The following is a 21,218-nucleotide window of genomic DNA, read 5'->3' as shown; positions in this document are numbered from 1 at the left end:
GGGTTCGTCATGTATCGAAAGGAATTTTTTGTCTTCGACCAAGACAAACCTGTTCCAGTTGTGATCCGAAATTATGAAGAAAAGGACTTTCCTGATTTAATTCGCATACAACAGGAAAGTTTTCCTCCTCCATTTCCATCTGAGTTATGGTGGAATGAAGAACAACTAACAAATCATGTAACTCTTTTTCCACAGGGAGCTTTATGTATTGAGGTGAATGGTGATATGGGTGGGTCTATGACGGGATTGCTCGTTGACTTTAATCCTAAACATCCAGACCATTCTTGGGAAGAAATAACGGATCATGGCTATATTCGTAATCACAACCCAAATGGAAATACTCTATACGTTGTCGATATTGGAGTTCGTCCTGCTTATCGAAAGTTAGGATTAGGCAAGTGGCTGATGTTTTCAATGTATGATGTGGTGGTTCATTTAGGATTGGATAGATTGCTTGGTGGAGGTAGAATGCCAGGTTATCACAAGCATGCGAATGATATGACACCTGACAAGTATATTGAAGCCGTGGTAAAAGGAGAATTGAAGGATCCAGTTATTACTTTTCTCCTCCGTTGCGGACGGATCCCAGTAAAAGTAGTAGCGAATTATTTAGAAGATGAAGAATCCTATAATTATGGAACGCTAATGGAATGGAAAAATCCGTTTATCAGTTCAAAATAAAAAGGAGATGATCCAATGGAATTTAGTAGAATAACTAATATTATTGATCCGTTATTTAAACAAATGCATCAATTAATGCAAGATGTATTCCCACCCGAAGAAGTACTAGAATTTGATCTTTGGAAAGAACCGTTAGAAGATCCAGGTATCCGTGTTTTTGTTGCTGTTCATGAAGGAAAAGTAGTGGGTGCGACTGAGTACCGGTATTATGAAGATTTTAATGTAGCAATGACTGACTTTACCATTATCGGTAAAGCAGAAATGGGAATAGGACCATTTTTAGCCAATAAAAGATTGGAAGATTTGAATGGATTAGCAGCTGCGAATGGAAAAAAGTTAATGGGAATGTTTGCTGAAATCTATGATCCATATCGTGTTGAGCATTATGAATTTGGTGGCGTTAAGCCAATGGATCCGTATGTTCGTCGCGAAGTGTTGGCTCATCTTGGGTACAAGCGTCTTGATTTCCCATATGTTCACCCGTCTTGGAATAATGATGGAGAAGCGGTAACTGGCCTTGACCTTTGTTTCCTTCCAATGGATGGAGAAATGAATGAGCTGCAAACAGATTTAATCGTGAAATTTTTAAAGCGCTATTATACCGTTTTATCCAATAAACCAGAATCTTGGTACGCAATGATTGAAAACATAGAAGCAAAAGAGAAAGTGGCATTATTATATTTTTAATAATTGAAAAGGCTTGCTGATTAGGTCGAAGTATTGACTAGTCGGGGAGCTTTTTTTGTTATTATAATGTTGATAATAAAAAAATTCATTTTTTTTACATAAATGTGAACAATAATCCAATTCAGTTCCGTCTAATACTTAAGATTGTTCAAATGGTTTTCGGACCAATTTATATATAAGAGAGGTTTAAAATGAAAAAATATTTGGAACTGCCCCTTAGGATACTTTTCATGGTCTCAGGAATCCTATTTGTTTTTGCATTACCCACTCTAATTGGAATTGGAGAATCTCTATCCATTAACTTTAAACCGTTTTGGAAATTTGTTGAGATTAATATTGAAAAATTGACTCAAATTAATGACCCTCAATTCATTTCCTTATATGAACAAATGAATATGGCTGAAAGCTATCGGTATTCAATGACTATTGTATTTGCAGCTTTACTGGTGGTTATTATCGTGGGTGTGATTGGAGCTATTATGGTGAAACTTTCACCTAAAAAACTGGGAAGCTTGTTCAAAAAGGTGATTGATTTTTTTGAGTCCGTCCCTGACCTACTCGTTATTTTTCTATTTATGTTTTTTGTGATCACTCTCTATAAAACTACCGGACTGAAATTTTTACAGCTATATGGCATCTTTGGTCACAAGCCATACTTTGTTCCGATTATAACCATCTCATTCCTCCCAACCCTATTTTTTATGCAATTTCTAATTAAGGCCCTAGAGGGGGAAGAATCTAGAGATTATGTTTTATACCTCAAGGCAAAAGGAATGAGGAAGTTTAGAATATTATTAATACATATGATTCGTAACATTTTTCCGATACTAATCATCCAGTTGAGAACGAGTATTTGGATTATTCTTTCCAACCTTTATCTTTTGGAGTTTATGTTTAACATCAATGGATTCACCAAAACGTTTCCAGTTGCAATGGGAATGGGAGAGTTTTTATTACTGGTCATATGCCTACTATTGTTTACATTACCTCTTTTGATCGTAGAAGCGATAAGCCTTCTGGTGCTTAAGTTTTTTAAAGGAAAGGAGAGTGTTAGTTTATGAGGAAATATAAAAAAACTTCGATTGGAGCGATACTCCTCCTTCTCCTTTTTCTAGCAAGTTATTTATATCCTCTTTATGGATCAATGGATTTTAATAAACAAATCTTAATCACAGATGAAAAGGGGAACATTTTAGGAAGAGCCCCGTTTCCACCGTCGTTTGAACATATCATGGGAACAGATCGTAACGGACAGGATATGCATTTGCTCATGTTGTATGGTGCGAAATATACTCTTGTAACAGCACTTGTTGTTGCCCTCTTGAGAGTAGTATTTGGCGGAGCAATGGGCATTTTCTTATCCCTTTATGTACCGTACTTGAAAAAGTATTTTAAGGATTTTTTCGTAATTTTTAGATATATACCGACCATTTTCTTAGGAATTGTATTAATGTTACCAGTGCACGGAGCGTTTGACAGTCCCATGTCCTCGGTTGTAGCTTATCAGATTTTGATGTTAGTCTTTCTAGGATTCCCTTCGGTTACTATTTTTGCATCAGAGATAACGGATGAATTAGTCAGAACATCCTTTGTGAAGAGTTCGTATCTAATGGGGGCTAGTAAGCTTCATATTATCCGAAGGCACTTGATGCCTTATTTTCGTTCTTATGGTGTTTTATTTACTTTTCAACAGCTATTAAGTGCCCTGCAAATCACGATGCATTTAGGAATTTTTTCGTATTTTCTTGGGGGGCAGACAATTGGTGGAACATTTGGGTATGAAGAACCACCCAAAGCAGCTTCTTTAACTAATGAGTGGGCGGGTTTAATCGGTCAGAATTTCCATGATTTTATGAGGGCGCCGTGGATGATTTTTGCTCCAATTCTAGGTTTTTTCGTTGTGATCTTAATTGTGAATATGATGAAAAAAGAACTGGAAGCACAGCTAGACGGAGCACTTGTCATAAAAAGGGGAAAAGTAAAGAAACAAGCAGTGCCTTCACCTACTCAACTAGAGAAGCACCATTTTGAATTTGTGGTAAATGAACATCAACCACACATTTTCACGGAGAAGTTTGGTAACGAATCTAAGAAAAAGTTATTGAGCAGGAAAGGGTTGATATGGGGGTTCATTATTATTTTCATAAGTGTAGTGACTGTTTATGATCCAGGTGCGAGAATCAAACTTTCGGAGCCGGCTAGTGCCAAAAAGAAAAGTACATACACAAAGTCTGCTACTGCCCATTCTCCACTAGCACAAGAGACCTCAAGCCAAGTCAAGCAGAAACCCCATGCTGTTGGGGAGGAAATTAAACTGACAGATTCGATACTAACGGTAACGAAGGTTGAAAAATCAACAGGGACCCCAAAGGAAAAACCTAAAGCAGGTAATGAATTTTATATTATTACTGTGGTAATTAAAAATACGGGAACGGATAAAATAAAGTTTGCCCCTCATTACTTCAGTGTTACAGATAGCAAAGGAAACCTCTATTTCCAGCCATTCCTGATGATCGATATTGACACAACCCTCTCATCAGGGGAGCTCGATGCCGGTAATAGTGTCAGTGGTACACTTGCCTATGAATTGCCAATAGGGGAGAAGTTCCAGTTGCAATACTTCCCTTTTCAGCAAGTGAATGGACCAATTATTAATTTTCAATAGACTTTTATAGTGACTAACCCTCTACAATAATTGTAGAGGGTTTTTTTAGCTACTATTATTCAATAGTTTCAGCCCTTTTAAGTTGTATCTCTTTCACCTTCTGGTATTGTTCATCAGGCCACCATGCTCCGCAATCATCAGATACTACACAGGCGGCACATTTTTGTAAGTCATAGACAATCATTCCAGTGATGGGAGGAGAATATAAATGTAGAGTGACTAAATCCGTTTGGTTGGAAGCTTGCATTTTATGAATAGCTTTCAGTGGTGCATAAAAATATTTCCCTTGATGATGGAATTGTCGAAACAATTCGGTTGGCAACCCATTGCCTGTCATCTCATAAACCGAATTTAGTGAAGTACCGGATAGGACTTGGATCCAACCGTGGGAATTCCCATGATCATGCGGGGCACACTCTAATTCAGACCAATTCATTACGAGTAATTCCACTTCATCATTTTTATAAAGAAGCCTACGATTGTAAGGTTTCCCTTCAGATGGTTCTGGCAAGCTAGCAAGTTCATCAATTTTTATATCAAGTTTCAATAAAGCCTCTTTTAATTCCTCTTTAGATGGGCATTTCAATGGCTCTAGAACTGTCTTCATCCTATTTTTCAAATCCATGAAGTTCTTCTCCTCCTATAGTCGTTTTTTCTTAAAGAAATTGAACAACATAGGCATCAGATGTCCGTTAACAACAATGACTCCAATAATAATTATGATTCCTCCAGCAACACTTATGAGTAAAATTTTCTCCTGTAAAAGCAATACCGCAGCAATTAAGGTGGTAAGGGGCTCTAAATATAAAAACATTGAGACCTTCGAAGCCTCCAGTACTTCAAGTGCCTTTCCCCAATACCAATAAGCGATACCTGAAACAAAAATGCCGAGAAACACCAAATGTGCCCACTCTGAATGGGTCAATTGGGAGAGGGATTCCCAACCTTTGTTTCTTATGAGAAAAGGTGTGGTAAGAATTAAGCCAAGTAAACTCATATAAAAAGTTACCAGAAGGGGAGGATAAGGGAGCTTTAAGCTCCGTAATAGGACTGAATAAACGGCCCAGTTTAACGTGCTCAGCATCATGAGAAAAAAGCCAATATTCATTGCTATTTCGAAGGAGTGTCCACTTCTTGTCGATGTGACTAGCAGTACACCAGTAATGGCAAGGAACATACCTGCAATCTTAATGAAATTTATTTTTTCATGTAAAAAAAGAAGTGAAAGAATAACTGTAAATATTGGTGAAAACGAGATGAGCCAACCAGCAGAAGAAGCGTTAATTGTTAACAATGCAGTTGCTTGAAGCACCTGATGTACAAATACGCCAAGGATGCCCAGTATCATTAAATGTGGCAAATGTTTCAAAGAAATGAACAACCGGATCCGTAGGACAAGTAACAGGAGCAGCAAAAATAAGGCTCCAATTCCAAACCGTAAGACAAGTAACGAATAGGGGTCAAGCTTTCCTAATACTGCTTTGGTAGATACAAATGAAACTCCCCAAAAACTGATTGACATGGTTGCGTACATTGAAGCAAATAACCTGGATTTGCTAGTAGACATAGCGGAGCGTTCCCTTCAACAAAAGATTGTTATTCAATCTTATGCTTGTCCTGAGAGAAAATGTTTCAATTAGTAGCTAGAAGTAATAATCTTTACACGTATTTTTTGTTCTGTTTGTTTTTTGCGTTAGATTAATTTTTTTGGTCTAAGGAAACTTTTTATTCCTCTAGAATACAATATAGAAAAGCGGAGTTGTTCATTATGTATATATCTAGAAGAGTGAAGAAGAAAATTTTAATAAATTCCTACCTGTGTAAATGGTTGGGGATTATTAGTGAAGAAAATTATCAAAGTATCATCAAGAAGATACAACCATAGTTATTCCCCAAGAACAATGTACGAGTGGGGTTTCATAGAATAATGTATTAATTAATGAGGGTGTTCAAAATGAGGGTACTATATCGAGAACCTATCATCGGTCAACCTTGGACCGGGAGGCATGTTGTTTTACTTCACTGTACAACAGACAATCAATTTGTCAATCTTTATAAAAGTTTTCACGCACCGATTGAGCCGCCGCGCCAAAATTGCGCAGAAACTCTATCGCAATTTCTAAGTATTGGTTATCATCTTATAGCCATAACTCCAATCCCACCGAATCAAATTCAATATTTTTTGGTGCTTTAAGTAAACCTGAATAAAAACAGGCTTGGTTTATTAGCAAACCAAGCCTGTTTTCTCTAGAATTCAGTTTCTTCTAATTGTTTTGAACTAAACGGACAAGCATATGTGCCAGTTTATGCTGCTCTTCCTCCGTACCAACCTTCCATAGCTCTTGTAATAATCTCTCCTCGGAATTCTTCGGTGATTCTTTTGCGGCTAGGTAATCAGCCACTTTTTGTGCAGAGTTGGCTAATTGTTCTTCATCCATTCCTAGTCTTTCGCCTAATTGAACTTTTCCGCTAAGAAATCTCCCTGAAATCATCAAAGCTCGTTAAGGAATCTCCGTTTTTGTAAATCTGATTTTCAATTGTTTGCTCATTTAAGTGCTTGTCCATACATATCACTCCTATTAGGTTTTATTAAAGAGCTAATTGATCACCTTAACTCATACATTCCCTGTGTCTTCCAAAATAAAACCTATTAAACAATGATTCTTTTTAAAAATCATACAAAACATGTCCAACTAAAAGAAAAAGAAATTAAAGAATGAAATATTTACAAAAGGTACAAAGCAAGGGAATCCAAAAAACGGTGTTGGACCAAAGAACCCAAATCCATAACCATCACTGGAGCTGCGTCTACCAAATTCTTCGATTTCGAGTCCTTTTTTATTAATATTTATCACTTTACCTACAACCCATTCGCCATTAGTATTGCGAAAACGAACCATTTTACCAACTAATCTTAATTGTTGCGCACGCTCATAGGTTAATTCCATCTCAACATTCCCCCTTTCTAATAGGACTTACTATAAAATATGAAATTATTAGCAAATTGCAAGGGCATTATACTATGTCAATTCATTTTAGATGGACATAGGTGTTAGAAAAATGTATTAACACATACACTTTCTTAAGGGATAGATCTCGAAAAGGAGGAGAGGGAAGAATGATCTACGAGAGGAATAAAGCGATTCTACTTGCAGAAAATATTAATAATTTTATAAGGTTTCTTGATCAGAAACATGCAAATAAAAATAATTATAGGTTTCAACCGGATAAATTGTTTCAAATTAAGCTACTTTCAGAGGAATATAAATTTAAAATTATTGCTGAAGAACTACTTAGAATTAATCAGTTTGACTGGGATGGAAAGTACACATATTATTTGGTAGAACAGTTTCGTCAAGGGATGAGCATAATTGACGAATACGTACAAAATAACTACAATGATCTATTCCTTCTTACGGCTAGAATTCATACTTTAAAAAACCTCAGCTTATCCTTTAATAAATAAAAGAGGAGAATTTTTATTAGTAAAAGCTCTCCTCTTTTTTGTGTTAATTATTATGATAATATAGATTTTTTCGATGGCTTTCCTTAAATTGTTTAGGTGTTTCTCCTGTCATCTTTTTAAATAATAGCGTAAAGTAATTTGGGTTATCGTACCCCGTGATTCTTGCTATTTCCCCAATTTTTAACTCTGTTGATACTAACAAGTGTTTTGCTTCTCCCATTCTTCGATTAATTAAGTAATTAATCGGTGTCAATTGCATCTGTTCCTTAAAAACATGCGATAGGTAGTACTTATTGATAAATAATTCATCTGCAATGTCCTCAAGTTTAATATTTTTTTTATAATTTTTATCAATATATTCTTTTATCCGATGGGCTAGGGTATGGCCTTCTTTTGTTTCATTTTTACGATGTTCCAGCTTAATGGCTCTATGAATTAATGCAATGGAAGAGGTTAACAAGCCCTGGCATATTATTTCATAACCCGCTGCTTGTAAGGAGGATTCTTCAAATATATGTTCTAAATAGATACCGATTTGCTCTGAATATTCATTCTTTCGGATCACTGGTTCTAGATTAGAAGGAATAATTTCAAGATCGTTCAAATGGTCAATAACGAGATTTGTGACACCACAATAAAAGGTTTTGAGCGGGTTAATTGGATTGGAATATTCTTCATGTATGACCCCCGAATTGTAAATGAGAATGTCACCTTCTTTTGCAATATAACATTTATTATTGATAATAAAAGTTCCTACTCCCTCACAAATATAAATTACCTCACTCAAATCATCGTGCTTGTGACTTGGAAAGTTCCAGTTTGGATTTCCTCCGACCTGCCCGGAATAGGCAAGGGCTGGGGGGATAATAAATTTCAAAGGTGAATCTACATATTCCTCATTGAAAACTTTGTTTATAGAGTTTTCCATCATCGCATCCTCCGATTAGTTGTTTTAGCAGTATAATTCATCAACAGCAAGATAATATAGTTTTTTACAGAGCGAAAACAACATACTTTAGATTACTAAATTTCAAGATATGTAGAATAATGATGTCTTTTTTTTCATTTTATAACAAAAAATTCAATAAAAACACCCGAATTTTTATGATCTGTACCTGGATTTAGAATTGTTACTAATGAACTAGTAAAAAAATTAATAGGAAATAAAAAGAGAAAAGCAAGATATTGTAGTTTTTCTTTTAAGCTTAGCAAGATAGTTAATTGTATTAACACTATGGCGATAGTATTATTCTAACTAATAGGTCGCCTACCCATAAACGATAACAGGGAAGGAATAAAGGAGGAGTTTAATATGAAAGCAGAAAAGCTAAATAACATCCTTGAAATTGAGATTCCATTAAATGAACGCAAGAATAACGAACCATTAAGAGTATTAAGTGAAGAGGATTGGAAATTCTGGAAGGAAAACGGCTATGTTGTTGTTCGTAACGCGATTCCGAGGGATCATATTGATCGTTTAGTAAAGTTAATTTGGGAATTTGAAGAAAAGGACCCTAATGATTTATCTACATGGTACACAGCTCCAGCACGTGAAATGGCAATGAAAGAGCTGATGAATACTGGAATGGTTGAATTATACAACCATCAGTATTTATGGGATAACCGTATGTATGAGAAAATCTACAATGCTTTTGTAGATATTTGGGGCACTGAAAAGCTATGGGTAAGTATTGACCGCTGTAATTTGAACCTACCAATGAGACCAGGCCATGAATATAAAGGATTCATTCATTGGGATGTAGATACTTCCTTAGATCCAATCCCGGTTAATGTACAAGGTGTTCTATCCCTAGTTGATACTGATATAGATATGGGCGGATTCCAGTGTATTCCTGAACTTTATAGAACTTTTGATGATTGGGTAAAAACACAACCAGCCGATAGAGATCCTCATAAGCCAGATACTACAGGATTTACTCCAACAAAAGTGGTGACAAAAGCTGGAGATTTACTCATTTTTAATAGTATGCAACCACATGGTATTCGCCCAAATTACTCTGAAAAGGCACGATTAGCACAGTATATATCCATGTTTCCTGCACAAGAAAATAATGAGAGTTTAAGAGAAACTAGAATTCAATCTTGGAGTGAAAGAATTAAACCAGAAGGATACGCATTCCCTGGAGATCCTCGCAATTGGGAGCAAGTGAAGTATGAACAAGCAGTACTTACGGAATTAGGAGAGAAACTTTTGGGCTTGAAAAAATGGTAATTAATGCTAAATGGTTTTCTTAGAACAAGAGCCACGTGGAAAAATTAAAGCTGTGTTAAAAAACATTGTTGATTTATACACCCTGTTGATTGTAGCGGAAGGCACGAAGACTCCTGTGGGAGTATGGTTTTGGGGAGACCCCGCAGGTGCGTTTCTCCGAGGAGGCTCCCCGAAACACCTACGAACCGCTCGTGCCTGGAGCGGAAATCAACAGTCAAGTTTAACAGAGCCTTTATTAAAAGCCTACATGAATATTTTTATTATTATTGGAAGTTAGTTCCCTCTAACCTCTTCATTAGTTCATATGGTCGGACCTTAAAGGCTTCAAAAGGTATGGATTGCCCCTTCATGGCATCTAAGACCCTTGGTTTAAACTTTCCTCGTTTTATATATTGATGAACATTGGATGTATCAAGTTTCACAAAGCGAACATCTTGTGTTTCTTCTGACGTTCTTAAAACTCCTCCCGTACATGTACCATGGAAGACGATGGAAACCGTGCTGCCATTTGAATAAATGCCGGTTACGCCATGTAACTTAACAGTGATTCCAGTTTCTTCGAAAATTTCTCTACATAGTGCAAGATCTAATGTTTCTCCACTTTCAACTCCTCCTCCAGGAAGCTCCCATGTATCTGCTCGCCAAAAGGTCTTAACCAGTAATGTTTCTTCCTTTTCATTTGTAATATATCCACTAACCGTTACTGTTTGTTTTTGGGGGTGGTGGTCCTTAGTTGGAGTTAAAGTATCTTGATGAAAGTCTGTATAAAGCTGTCCTAATTTTATTAGTTGGTCGTGTGTTTGCTGATGAAGGGCATCTTTTTTGACTCTTTTTTGAATGTTCAAATAGTCCTCGTAGCTTGGATATTGCCATATGACTAAAAGTTCATTCTCCACTTCTGTATTCCAACAGCCTACAAGGATTGCTCCGTTTTTAAGCTCGTTAGCCTTTAAGAAATTATTAAAGAAATGGTTAAACTCTGGTTTCCTTCCAGGCGTAATCGTATAAAGTTCTCTTTTATAGTACATGATGACCCTTCTTTCTGTTGGCTCATATTGTTAAATCAAGTAGAATAGTAGTAGAAGAGAAAATGTTGGTAATAAAGTTGTTAGTAATCGATTATACATAATAATATTTTGTTAGTGAAAAAAAAATGCATGTTCATGATGTCCTGTATCTGACACTATTAAGTAGAGGTAATGTATGAATAGTATTAATGTGGAGAACACGAAGAATGTCAATGAATGCTATCAACAGGCGGAGCAAAGAGCCGCTCATTATTTTCAGACGCTTTATGACCAGGTAATTAAAAGAACCTATATACCAACCTTAACGAATGATTTTCAGGTGTGGAAACAGAACCACGTGAGACATCCATTGTTATCGTTATTAGGATCTCGAAAGAATAAACCGAATACCACAGATTATTCCAATTATATTCGATGGATGGATGTAACAGGGAAATTAGATTCGTATTTACTTCGAAGTATTTCTTATATTTATATGAGGGATTTAGGAAAATCTTTGCAATCAGCCGATACCCAGGCTAGAATCCGACATGTCGTAGACGGGCTGAAAATTCATCTAACATCTTCTAAAAAAGAGAACAAATCAGGTTTAGTCAGTATGGATGGATTATACAATTGGGCAAAAAAGGAAGGGGTTGAATCTACATTCATCTGGCTGATGGAGAAATTAAAGATTGTTTCCTCCCAAATTCCGGATGGGATGGATGCGGGACATGCCCAGCGAAAATTGATCAAAATCATTGCCGGAGTTTTAATGCACGTGATAGAAGAGATGGACAATACCCTAGCACCATTTGAACGTACGAAGAAACTTAATGAAGCGATTAAACTCGGATATTCGTATGGTCTAACTTATCCTTTTATTGACGACCTTCTAGATGCTAACGTCCTATCCACTCAAGAGAAACAACAATATACTGATTTAATACGGACCACACTCATCACAGGAGTTGTTCCAGAATTGGGTAGCTGGAGTGGTAATAACTTGAAACTAATTCAATTTATCCATTCTGAACTACGTGAGGCTTATGAATATATTAAAGGTCATCAGCACTCTGAGTCATTGAATTCATTCTTTGAACAATCCTATGTTTTTTTTCAGTCACAGGAAGTAGACCGCATTAAAGCTCTCTCTAACCCCAACTACACAAATGAAGAACTTTACATACCAATAATATTAAAATCCTCTTCTTCTCGCTTAATTGTCCGCTCAGTCATTAGTGCTTCTGAAGATGAAGAATTTAACAAAAGATCTTTCTTTTATGGATTATACAACCAATTGGCTGATGACTTTGCCGATATGTTTGATGATTGGAAGGAAGGGGCAGTCACTCCGTATACTTATTATTTAAAATATCATGACCGGCGACCAGATTTAATAAATCCCTTTGAGCTATACTGGGCTGTGATTAGCCATTTAATCCATAACGTATATAATTCGGATTTACTGACCTGTGAGGTCATACTTGATCGGGCAATTAATGGACTCAAACGATTCAAAGCAAGAATAGGGATGGAAAAATATTCTGAGGTGATGAAAGTATTTGCTTCTGAGGATCCAGACTTCAATCGTGTCATTCAGACCATGGTTCGAAAAGCGGATGATGTTGATTTTTTTGATAAACTTCTTCGTGACCAGATTATTACCACCATTAAGAACCAACGGAAAGAACAGGATGAATTTATGGATACCGTTAAAACTGTTCGTACTCAGATCAATAGCATCTTGAGAATCCAAAAGCATGAGAATTCAGCTTACATGAACGAAACAATTGTTGATGCTGCCAATTATAGTCTGGCCGGAGATGGAAAACGGTTGAGGCCCATTCTGACGTGGGTCATGGGAGTTAACGAATATGGATTAAATCAGTTTGCAATTGTTCCATTGCTGAGATCGCTGGAATACATGCACACCGCGTCACTAATATTTGATGATTTACCATCGCAGGATGATGCTTCTCTCAGAAGAGGACGTGCAACACTTCATCAACAATATAATATTGCAACAGCTGAATTAACTGGCCTTTATTTGACTCAAAAAGCGATTGAGGAACAAGCATCTCTTGATCAGTTTGATTCTAAGACAGTGCTTACATTAATTCAGTATTCAACACAAGTAACCGAAGTCATGTGTAAGGGTCAGGCGATGGACCTAGGTTCCAAAGGTAAGCCACTAACACTCGAACAATTGAATTCTATGTGCTTTTATAAAACGGGTATTGCTTTCGAAGCATCCTTGATTATGCCTGCGATTCTTGCACAAGCAGATGTTTATGAAATGAGAGTTCTAAAGCAATTTGCTTATCATGCCGGGATTGCGTTTCAGATTAAGGATGACCTGCTTGATGTAGAAGGGAACAGTACTTTGTTGGGTAAATTTATTGGTAAAGATGCTGATAATAACAATTCCACATTTGTATCTATCCTCGGGCGTGAGGGTGCAAAAAAAGAGATGTGGGAACATTACTGTCTCGCCATAGAGGCTTTAAATGAGGTACCGCGCAAAACCACTTTTCTGAAACACTTATTGAACTATATTGTTAACCGTGATCATTAAAAAACGAAAAGCCTTGGAACTTGCCAAGGCTTTTTGGTATGCCGCAGATTATGTAGAAAAATGGAAATGAAAATGTGGTTAGAACCGATAAATATACGGGAAAAGGATTACTGTAAGGGAAATCCTTATAAGATAGGAATAATGTGAACTATAAAGCAAGAATAATAAATGGAGGGATATCAATTGAGAATCGATAAATCTGAATGGCTCTCACTTAGTAAGGAAGTAAAAGTGAAATTGATCCGTTTAGCTATTTTGGAGAATTCAATTAAATATCTCACTGTTACATAGATGATAAATTACAACAAATTGTATAGAATAGAGTCATTGTGAGTCTATACAATCTTGAAAGGTGAGATTATGGGATACGAAATCGATGGTATTTTAATATCAGAAGAACAATTGAAGCAAAAAGTGAAAGAATTAGGCGCTACCATGTTGAAGGATTTACAAGATGAATCAATTGTTTTTATTGTTGTCTTAAAGGGTGCTTTTGTTTTTGCTGCTGATTTAGTAAGAGAACTTGGAGGGAATGTGACCGTTGATTTTGTGGCCGCTTCAAGTTACGGAAATCAAACGGAGACTACAGGAAAAGTACGTTTGTTAAAAGATATTGATGTGAACATTACAGGGAAGAATGTGGTGCTTGTCGAGGATATTATTGATTCAGGGTTAACATTAAGCTTCTTAAAAGAACATTTCGATCTTCATAAACCGAAAACCATGAAAATCTGTACCTTACTTGATAAACCTGAGCGCCGAAAAGTCGATTTAAAAGCAGATTATGTAGGATTTGTTATTCCTGATAAATTCGTTATTGGATATGGAATTGACTATGCAGAGCATTATCGAAATCTGCCGTACATTGCAACTGTAAAAGAAGTTTAAGACCTGCCGCGGCAGGTTTTTTTTAGTTTTTAAATGTCATTACCTGAATAAATAGAACCTCCTTTTTCTAGCTATTAACAAGTGATTGAAAAGCCAAAAAATAAATTCTATTATCATACAGAAATATACAGTTATTTTTTTTCCCTAAATGACCACCAAAGATCTGTTTTTCTATGGTAGTATCTAAATAAGTTATTTTAGTAAAGTAGGTGAAAAACATAATGGAGAAGCACAAAATATTAGCCATTCTAGAAAAAGAATTAGTGATTGCACTTGGCTGTACGGAACCTGTTGCGATTGCATTGGCCGCAGCAACCGCAAAAAGCTATGCAAAAGGGCAAATTATAGAGTTATGTTTAAAAGCTAGTGGAAATATTATAAAAAATGCAAAATCGGTCGGGATTCCTGGTATGTCTTCTAGTGGTCTCGATTTCGCAGCAGCAATTGGAGCAGTAGCTGGAGACCCAAATAAGAAACTTGAAGTTTTAAGTGGACTTAATTATGAAGATGAGCGGTCAGCGCTAAAGCTTATTGAGGAAGGCAAAGTAACATCTGGTCAAGCAGATACACCGAAAAGACTATATATTGAAGTCACACTAAAGACAGATCAGCATACTTCTAGAGTGGTTATTTCTGATAATCATAGTAATATTACTTTAATTGAGGTTGATGGTAAGGTTGTGTATCAGGGGGGATGCGAGAATATAGGCTTCCAATCAGATGAAGATGAATTAGTAGCACTTACAATTGATGAAATATATGAGTGGGTTCAAGATGTCGATATCAGCTCATTATCACTAGTAAAAAAGAGTATTGAACTTAATAGAATCATTGGAATAGAAGGACTTTTAGGGGATTATGGGTTACAGGTAGGGAAGACAATTAAGGAAAATGTAAAAAAAGGCATACTATCTGATGATATAGCCACTGCAGCGATGTCTCTAGCCTCAGCTGGGTCAGATGCTAGAATGTCAGGTTCAACACTGCCGGTCATGGCCAATACCGGAAGTGGAAATCAAGGAATAGCTGTTACCCTTCCGGTTGTTGCAGTCGCAGAGAAGCTGCAGGTTTCAGAAGAGAAGATGATTCGCGCTGTGGGGCTTAGCCACCTCATTACTATTCATATAAAATCAAAATTTGGTCGACTTTCTGCTTTATGCGGTGTAACTGCCGCAGGAATGGGTGCAAGTGGAGCAATTGTTTATTTACTCAATGGTCATCTACAACAAATTAAAGCAGCCATTCAAAACACAATTGGTAATGTTTCAGGAATGATTTGCGATGGGGCAAAGGCTGGATGCGCTATGAAAGTATCCACATGTTCTAATGTTGCAGTACAATCAGCATTGTTGGCTCTTAACAATCAAGAAATTAAATCCACTGATGGATTTATTCATGATGACGTGGAAAAAAGTATAGAAAGCTTTTGTAAGCTTGGAAATGAAGGAACACGGCATACGGACGAACTAATTTTAAAATTAATGATGGAAAAATAAATGCCATTTATATTAAGAAGTTATAGGTGTATTGATTGGTGTCCAAATTTGTTAAAAGTACAAAAACAAGAAAACACTAAGTAAAGGAGCAATGACTGAGTTATTGCTCCTTCTTTGTAATTCAATATTAATCGTTAGTAATTTCTTTCAATGACAAAGTGGGCCAAATCGCCGCGATAGATTGTTCTTGAGTATTCAATTACTGATCCATCATGAAGAAAGGCTTGGGTATCGAGCACAAAGCAAGGGTCTCCCACCTCGATGTTCAGCTTTTCTGCAGCCTCCTGATCTGCGATAAATAATTCCAACGTTTCAACAGTCCTGTTGATTTTTAATTCAAATTGAGATTCTAATTGGCTATATAAAGACTTTTCACACCCTTGTTTATTTAGGGCAGGTGTTTTATACCAGGGTAGATATGCCGTTTCAAACTGAATCGGTTCATCATTAACAAAACGGATTCTTTCAAGCATATTCACAGGCGCGCCTTCTTGGAGCTTTAATTGCTCACAAAGAAATTCGTCTGCAGGAATTACTTCTAATAGCAGTACTTTGATTAAAGGATTCTTACCCTGCATGGAAATTTGACTTGAAAAGTGATCGACGGTTGTGGTTAAAATTTGCTTAACTTTGTTTGCAGATACAAAGGTTCCACTTCCACGTTTACGATAAACATACCCTTCTGTTGTTAATTGTTGTAGAGCAGTTCTCACAGTGGTTCGACTAACACTATATTTCTCACAAAATTCTGCCTCAGTTGGCAGTTGTGAGTTCGGTTTATATTCCCCATCCTTAATTAAATGAATTATGGCATCTTTTACTTTAAGGTGCAGTGCGCTTCCATCTTTCGCTTCTTCTACCATATTGGTATTCCCCCTCATTATTTATAGATTACCAAAAAATAGATAATATTTGTACCCTTAAAAATACAATTCTAAAAATTTGTAATTACAAATCAAAAAAATAATAACAAATTTATAAAAATTGTATTGTAAATATTCTGAATTGTCATTACAATGAGTGTAACAATCTTTGTACTATATAACGTAATAGGATTCATGCTTACTTTTATAGAAAGGAGGAAACCCAATCTTAGGCGTATAATCTAAAGGATATATCAAGATGGATATTGAATTCTTTTTAAATTATATTTTGAAATCGCTTTCTTTTTAGGGGGTATTTATGAAAATCTTATTATGCTGTTCTGCAGGTATGTCTACAAGTCTATTGGTTTCTAAAATGGAAGCTAGTGCAAAATCACAAGAGATTGATTGTGAAATTTGGGCAGTAGGTTCAACGGAGATATATAACGAGATTAACAAAGCAGATGTACTGCTTCTTGGACCACAAGTACGGTATTTATTATCACAGCTAAAAAAAGAAGGAGAAAAGCATGGTGTACCTGTAGATACTATTAATCCTAGACACTATGGTCTATGCAACGGAGAGGAAGTACTAAGGCAGGCAATCAATTTAATAAAAGGGGAGTAGGAAACATGATGAATTTTATTGATAAATTTATTATGCCTTTCGCAAATAAGCTTGGTAATAACAGGCATCTTCTTGCTATTCGTGATGCATTAGTCGGCATGATTGCCATCACAATGATTGGTTCGTTAGCTGTGCTTTTGAATAACTTAGGTTCCGTACCCGGAATAGGAAAATATTATGAAAAACTCATGGTCTCTATTTTCGGTGAGACATGGAAAACGTTAGGAGGAGATATCTGGTGGGGAACGCTTGCCTTCATGACCATATTTGCTGTTTTCGGTATTGCTCATAAGCTGGCAAAGTCTTACGGGGACGATGGTTTCGAAGCGATGTTGGTTGCGGGTGCTTCCTTTTTTGTACTGATTCCACAAGTGGCTAATGTCTCAATTACTCCTGAGGGTGGAGAGGTAGTTTCAGGCGGGGTGTGGGGCTTTATTGGCTGGAATTATTTCAATGCGACCGCATTATTTACCGGTATTATTGTTGCAATTATAACGACTGAAATTTTTGTTCGCTTAGCAAAAATTAAGTTTTTAGTCATCAACTTACCAGATGGAGTGCCGCCAGCTGTGTCTCGTTCATTTGCCAAGCTGCTTCCTGGAATGGTAACTATTTTTACTGTTGGATTATTTGGCCTTATTTTACGTAAATTTATTAGTGATGGTGCTTATTTAAACGACTGGATCAATAAAGTTCTTGTATCACCGCTTACTGGTGCAGTTGATTCAATGTGGTTTGCTATTTTAATAGTATCCCTGGTACATGGTTTTTGGATTCTTGGTCTTCACGGGCCTAATATACTTGGAGGAATTACCACTCCATTAATGACGAAACTAGGCCAAGAAAATGTAAATATGTATGCACAAGGTGTACATGATTTAGGAAAATACCATATCCTATCTGGTTCTTTCTTAGATGCATTTGTGTATCTTGGTGGATCTGGGGCCACTTTAGGTTTAATAGTAGCGATGATTATCGCAGGGCGAAAACGAAATAAGCAGATAATTGCTTTAGGTACACCTCCTGGTATCTTCCAAATCAATGAACCTATTTTATTTGGATTACCAATCGTATTAAATCCACTTTGGTTCATTCCATTTATTCTAGGACCTATTATCATGACAATCGTAGCTTATTCTGCAGTAAGCTTAGGTTTGGTACATCCAGTTGTTGCTGACATTCCTTGGGTGACCCCTGCAATCGTAGGTGGTTTACTTGCAACTGGTGGGCACATTTCTGGAGCAATATTAGCGGCAGTGAATTTATGTATTTCTATCGTTATCTACCTTCCTTTTGTCATCGCTCAAGGACGAATGGATGCGAGGAGAGAAATGGGTGAGGTAACATCCAAACCTACTGATACGCTAAATGTCTAAATGAAATCTCAGGTCTGAGGTGTAAAAAATGAATAATGGTTTAAAGATAGTTACCATAGGTGGTGGCTCGAGCTATACACCTGAGTTAATAGAAGGATTTATTAAATATTATCACGAATTACCTGTACGTGAATTATGGTTGGTTGACGTAGAAGAAGGAAGAGCAAAGCTTGAAATCGTAGGGAACCTTGCAAAAAGAATGGTGGAAAAAGCAGGGGTACCAATTAAAATTTATTTAACAATAGATCGAAAAGAAGCATTAAAGTCTGCGGATTTTGTAACCACTCAATTTCGAGTTGGTCTCCTGGAAGCACGCAAAAAGGATGAGAGTATCCCATTAAAGCACGGAGTACTAGGACAGGAGACAAATGGGCCAGGCGGTTTATTTAAAGCACTTCGAACGATTCCAGTTATTCTTGATATTTGTCGCGAAATGGAGGAGTTATGCCCAAATGCATGGCTCATAAATTTTACCAATCCTGCTGGGATGATTACAGAAGCAGTACTGCGTTACAGCAATATTAATAGAGTAGTAGGACTGTGTAATGTACCTATTGGAATGGAAATGGGCGTGGCGAAATTATTAGGAGTGGAACATAGAAGAGTCAGAATTGATTTTGCTGGTTTAAATCACATGGTCTACGGATTAGATGTATTTGTTGATGGTGAATCCGTTAAGGATCAAGTAATTTCGTTAATTAATGACCCTGAGAAAAGCATAACGATGCAAAATATTCATTCAATGGGCTGGGAGCCAGAGTTTTTGAAGGCGTTAGATGTGTTTCCGTGTCCATATCACAACTACTATTATAAATCTGGAGATATGCTGGAAAAAGAATTGAAAAATTTTAAAGAAGGCACCATTCGGGCAGAGGTTGTAAAAAAGCTGGAAGAAGAGCTTTTTGAGTTATATAAAGACCCACAGTTAGCAATTAAGCCTCCTCAATTAGAGAAAAGAGGCGGTGCTTATTATAGTGATGCAGCTGTGAGGTTAATCCACTCGATGTATACAGATAAACGAGACATCCAGGCTGTTAATACATTAAACAAGGGTGCTATTGCAAGTCTCCCATTTGATTCTGCTGTAGAAATCAGTTGTATGATTACGAAGGATGGACCGAAGCCAATTGCAGTAGGTGAATTACCAATTCAAATTCGCGGACTTGTTCAGCAAATGAAATCCTTTGAAAGGGTAGCCATTGAAGCTGCTATTAGTGGGGATTATGATCAAGCATTACTGGCACTGACAATTAATCCTCTCGTTCCAAGTGACCGTGTGGCAAAAGTTATATTAGATGAAATGCTCGAGGCACATAAGGAACACTTGCCACAGTTTCATAAATATTTTAAAAAGAGGGAATAGGAATGGAAAATATGGAGCAAGTAATCTTTCAAATCATCTTGCATGGTGGAAATGGTCGGAGTGCTGCGATAGAAGCTATTCATTCAGCTAAACAAGGGGACTTTGAAGGGGCGAGAGAGAAACTGAGGGAAGCCGACAATTCCTTACATGAAGCACATCAGTTTCAAACAGCACTTATCCAAGGGGAAATAAGGGGAGAAAAAACCGAAATCTCTCTATTAATGGTTCATGCCCAAGATCATTTAATGAATGCAATGACAATGAAGGAATTAGCTGCAGAAGTAGTGGAGCTATACAGTAGACTTAATGATTAAATTAATTGTTAACGCAGATGATTTTGGTTTAAGTAACGGAGTGAACCATGGAATCATTGACAGCTATTTGTATGGGATTGTTAAATCTACCACGATGATGATGAATATGGCCGGAACAGAACATGCAATTCAATTGGCCAAGAAATACCCAGAATTACGGGTTGGCATTCATCTTGTTCTAACCTGTGGTAAACCTCTAGTTAGCAAGGTGCCGTCATTGGTTGATGCTAACGGGTACTTTAAGTCTTACTCTGCTTTAATACCTAGTGAAATTTCGTTAGAGGAGTTAGAAAGAGAGTGGACCGCCCAAGTCAAGCGATTGCTCCATTCAGGTATTAAACCATCACATCTTGATAGTCATCACCATGTTCATTCATTAGAAGAATTGGTTCCCGTGGTAAAAAGCATATCAAATAAATTCGGGTTGCCAGTAAGGAGAAACGGGCACGTAGCTATTGATGGAGTGGACTCCTTGTCGGACATAGCTTTGTTTGATTTTTATAATGATGGTGTAACTCTGGATTACTTTGATAATCTGAATGATCGTATAAAGGATGGTTTGACTGTTGAGGTAATGTGTCACCCGGCATATTTGGATAATACCCTTTTAAAGGGGTCATCATATTCGTATCAGAGATTAACAGAGTTAGAAATTCTTCAAGCAGTTACATTACCGGAAAATATCATATTGGTTTAACTAATTCCCACAAAATTAAAAAATATTATTCCCTTGAAATTCTTAAGCCCCTATGCCCTATAAAGCCGTTCTCTTTTGAGGTACCCGCATAGGAAAAAACTGCTATAAAAACAACTATAAAAGCAGTGTGTTTCTCATATGAAATCACACTGCTTTTAGCACGTTTATAGGACGATTATGTAAAAAAATTTTAGTGGCTATTTCAACTAACTGTCAGTATAGTTGAAGAAGGTATGGTGAAATTTATGAAATGAATATATCACTTTATTAAATCAG

At 36.7% G+C, this 21,218-nt stretch carries 19 protein-coding genes and 3 pseudogenes; 14 read left to right on the top strand and 8 right to left on the bottom strand.

All coding sequences use genetic code 11. The features are described 5' to 3' along the window. Nucleotides 1–9: 9 nt before the first annotated feature. From QE429_RS17055 to QE429_RS17040, 4 genes are all read left to right on the top strand, one after another. The gene (locus QE429_RS17055; protein WP_307288624.1) at nucleotides 10–681 is read left to right on the top strand and encodes a GNAT family N-acetyltransferase; all 672 of its coding nucleotides are present in this window, start codon (nucleotides 10–12) and stop codon (nucleotides 679–681) included. 15 nt (nucleotides 682–696) lie between these two features. Further along, nucleotides 697–1,368 (top strand): GNAT family N-acetyltransferase, encoded by a 672-nt coding sequence (locus QE429_RS17050; RefSeq protein WP_307288622.1) that lies wholly within the window; start codon nucleotides 697–699, stop codon nucleotides 1,366–1,368. 191 nt (nucleotides 1,369–1,559) lie between these two features. Beyond that, nucleotides 1,560–2,429: an ABC transporter permease subunit gene (locus QE429_RS17045; RefSeq protein ID WP_307288620.1), complete on the top strand. Its 870-nt coding sequence runs from the start codon at nucleotides 1,560–1,562 to the stop codon at nucleotides 2,427–2,429. Next, nucleotides 2,426–4,033 (top strand): DUF4352 domain-containing protein, encoded by a 1,608-nt coding sequence (locus QE429_RS17040; protein ID WP_307288618.1) that lies wholly within the window; start codon nucleotides 2,426–2,428, stop codon nucleotides 4,031–4,033. The genes QE429_RS17045 and QE429_RS17040 overlap by 4 nt, the downstream gene beginning before the upstream one ends. A 55-nt stretch (nucleotides 4,034–4,088) precedes the next feature. Here QE429_RS17040 and QE429_RS17035 read toward each other — a convergent pair whose 3' ends face one another. The 4 genes and pseudogenes from QE429_RS17035 to QE429_RS17020 form a co-directional block, all read right to left on the bottom strand. Then, nucleotides 4,089–4,658 carry a cysteine dioxygenase gene (locus QE429_RS17035; protein ID WP_307288617.1) on the bottom strand — a complete coding sequence of 190 codons (570 nt, stop codon included), beginning with the start codon at nucleotides 4,656–4,658 and terminating at the stop codon, nucleotides 4,089–4,091. A 15-nt stretch (nucleotides 4,659–4,673) separates the two neighbouring features. Further along, nucleotides 4,674–5,600, bottom strand: coding sequence for a DMT family transporter (locus QE429_RS17030; protein WP_307288615.1), 927 nt, complete (start codon nucleotides 5,598–5,600; stop codon nucleotides 4,674–4,676). Between the two features lie 697 nt (nucleotides 5,601–6,297). Further along, nucleotides 6,298–6,598, bottom strand: a pseudogene (locus tag QE429_RS17025) (DUF3243 family protein). Nucleotides 6,599–6,726: 128 nt separating this feature from the next. Continuing rightward, a complete protein-coding gene (locus QE429_RS17020; RefSeq protein WP_307288613.1) occupies nucleotides 6,727–6,981 on the bottom strand; it encodes a hypothetical protein in 255 nt (84 codons plus the stop codon). Nucleotides 6,982–7,151: 170 nt separating this feature from the next. On the opposite strand from QE429_RS17020, the gene QE429_RS17015 reads away from it, so the two are divergent. Continuing rightward, complete coding sequence (locus QE429_RS17015) at nucleotides 7,152–7,499, top strand: hypothetical protein (protein WP_307288612.1); 348 nt, start codon at nucleotides 7,152–7,154, stop codon at nucleotides 7,497–7,499. A 43-nt stretch (nucleotides 7,500–7,542) separates the two neighbouring features. Here QE429_RS17015 and QE429_RS17010 read toward each other — a convergent pair whose 3' ends face one another. Beyond that, nucleotides 7,543–8,427 carry an AraC family transcriptional regulator gene (locus tag QE429_RS17010; RefSeq protein ID WP_307288611.1) on the bottom strand — a complete coding sequence of 295 codons (885 nt, stop codon included), beginning with the start codon at nucleotides 8,425–8,427 and terminating at the stop codon, nucleotides 7,543–7,545. A gap of 384 nt (nucleotides 8,428–8,811) precedes the next feature. On the opposite strand from QE429_RS17010, the gene QE429_RS17005 reads away from it, so the two are divergent. After that, entirely contained in the window at nucleotides 8,812–9,732 is a 921-nt protein-coding gene (locus tag QE429_RS17005; RefSeq protein WP_307288609.1) for a phytanoyl-CoA dioxygenase family protein, read from the top strand. Between the two features lie 263 nt (nucleotides 9,733–9,995). Here QE429_RS17005 and QE429_RS17000 read toward each other — a convergent pair. Next, nucleotides 9,996–10,460: pseudogene (locus tag QE429_RS17000) on the bottom strand (NUDIX hydrolase); the annotation flags it as partial. A 15-nt stretch (nucleotides 10,461–10,475) separates the two neighbouring features. Beyond that, nucleotides 10,476–10,760 (bottom strand): annotated as a pseudogene (locus QE429_RS16995) (NIPSNAP family protein); the annotation flags it as partial. A 175-nt stretch (nucleotides 10,761–10,935) separates the two neighbouring features. Between QE429_RS16995 and QE429_RS16990 the strand changes: the two are divergent. The 3 genes from QE429_RS16990 to QE429_RS16980 all read left to right on the top strand — a co-directional run bounded on the left by QE429_RS16990 (nucleotide 10,936) and on the right by QE429_RS16980 (nucleotide 15,701). After that, a complete protein-coding gene (locus tag QE429_RS16990; RefSeq protein WP_307288608.1) occupies nucleotides 10,936–13,317 on the top strand; it encodes a polyprenyl synthetase family protein in 2,382 nt (793 codons plus the stop codon). 360 nt (nucleotides 13,318–13,677) lie between these two features. Continuing rightward, the gene (gene hpt, locus QE429_RS16985) at nucleotides 13,678–14,205 is read left to right on the top strand and encodes a hypoxanthine phosphoribosyltransferase (RefSeq protein ID WP_307288606.1); all 528 of its coding nucleotides are present in this window, start codon (nucleotides 13,678–13,680) and stop codon (nucleotides 14,203–14,205) included. Between the two features lie 221 nt (nucleotides 14,206–14,426). Further along, a complete protein-coding gene (locus tag QE429_RS16980; RefSeq protein ID WP_307288604.1) occupies nucleotides 14,427–15,701 on the top strand; it encodes an L-cysteine desulfidase family protein in 1,275 nt (424 codons plus the stop codon). A gap of 134 nt (nucleotides 15,702–15,835) precedes the next feature. Here QE429_RS16980 and QE429_RS16975 read toward each other — a convergent pair whose 3' ends face one another. Next, nucleotides 15,836–16,564: a GntR family transcriptional regulator gene (locus QE429_RS16975; RefSeq protein ID WP_307288602.1), complete on the bottom strand. Its 729-nt coding sequence runs from the start codon at nucleotides 16,562–16,564 to the stop codon at nucleotides 15,836–15,838. A gap of 319 nt (nucleotides 16,565–16,883) precedes the next feature. Between QE429_RS16975 and QE429_RS16970 the strand changes: the two genes are divergently transcribed. The 5 genes from QE429_RS16970 to chbG are packed head-to-tail and all read left to right on the top strand — an operon-like array spanning nucleotide 16,884 to nucleotide 20,942. Continuing rightward, the gene (locus QE429_RS16970; RefSeq protein WP_307288601.1) at nucleotides 16,884–17,192 is read left to right on the top strand and encodes a PTS sugar transporter subunit IIB; all 309 of its coding nucleotides are present in this window, start codon (nucleotides 16,884–16,886) and stop codon (nucleotides 17,190–17,192) included. Nucleotides 17,193–17,197: 5 nt separating this feature from the next. Further along, the gene (locus QE429_RS16965) at nucleotides 17,198–18,568 is read left to right on the top strand and encodes a PTS sugar transporter subunit IIC (protein WP_307288599.1); all 1,371 of its coding nucleotides are present in this window, start codon (nucleotides 17,198–17,200) and stop codon (nucleotides 18,566–18,568) included. A gap of 28 nt (nucleotides 18,569–18,596) precedes the next feature. Next, nucleotides 18,597–19,931 carry a 6-phospho-beta-glucosidase gene (locus QE429_RS16960; protein ID WP_307288597.1) on the top strand — a complete coding sequence of 445 codons (1,335 nt, stop codon included), beginning with the start codon at nucleotides 18,597–18,599 and terminating at the stop codon, nucleotides 19,929–19,931. Between the two features lie 2 nt (nucleotides 19,932–19,933). After that, nucleotides 19,934–20,245 (top strand): PTS lactose/cellobiose transporter subunit IIA, encoded by a 312-nt coding sequence (locus tag QE429_RS16955; RefSeq protein WP_307288595.1) that lies wholly within the window; start codon nucleotides 19,934–19,936, stop codon nucleotides 20,243–20,245. Continuing rightward, entirely contained in the window at nucleotides 20,238–20,942 is a 705-nt protein-coding gene (gene chbG, locus QE429_RS16950; RefSeq protein ID WP_307288593.1) for a chitin disaccharide deacetylase, read from the top strand. Before QE429_RS16955 ends, chbG begins: the two co-directional genes overlap by 8 nt. The last annotated feature ends 276 nt before the right edge of the window (nucleotides 20,943–21,218 follow it).

This window comes from Bacillus sp. SORGH_AS_0510, from assembly GCF_030818775.1.
GTDB lineage: Bacteria > Bacillota > Bacilli > Bacillales > Cytobacillaceae > Neobacillus.
Note: the sequence above shows the minus strand (reverse complement) of the source record. Positions and strands in the feature narration are given on the sequence as shown.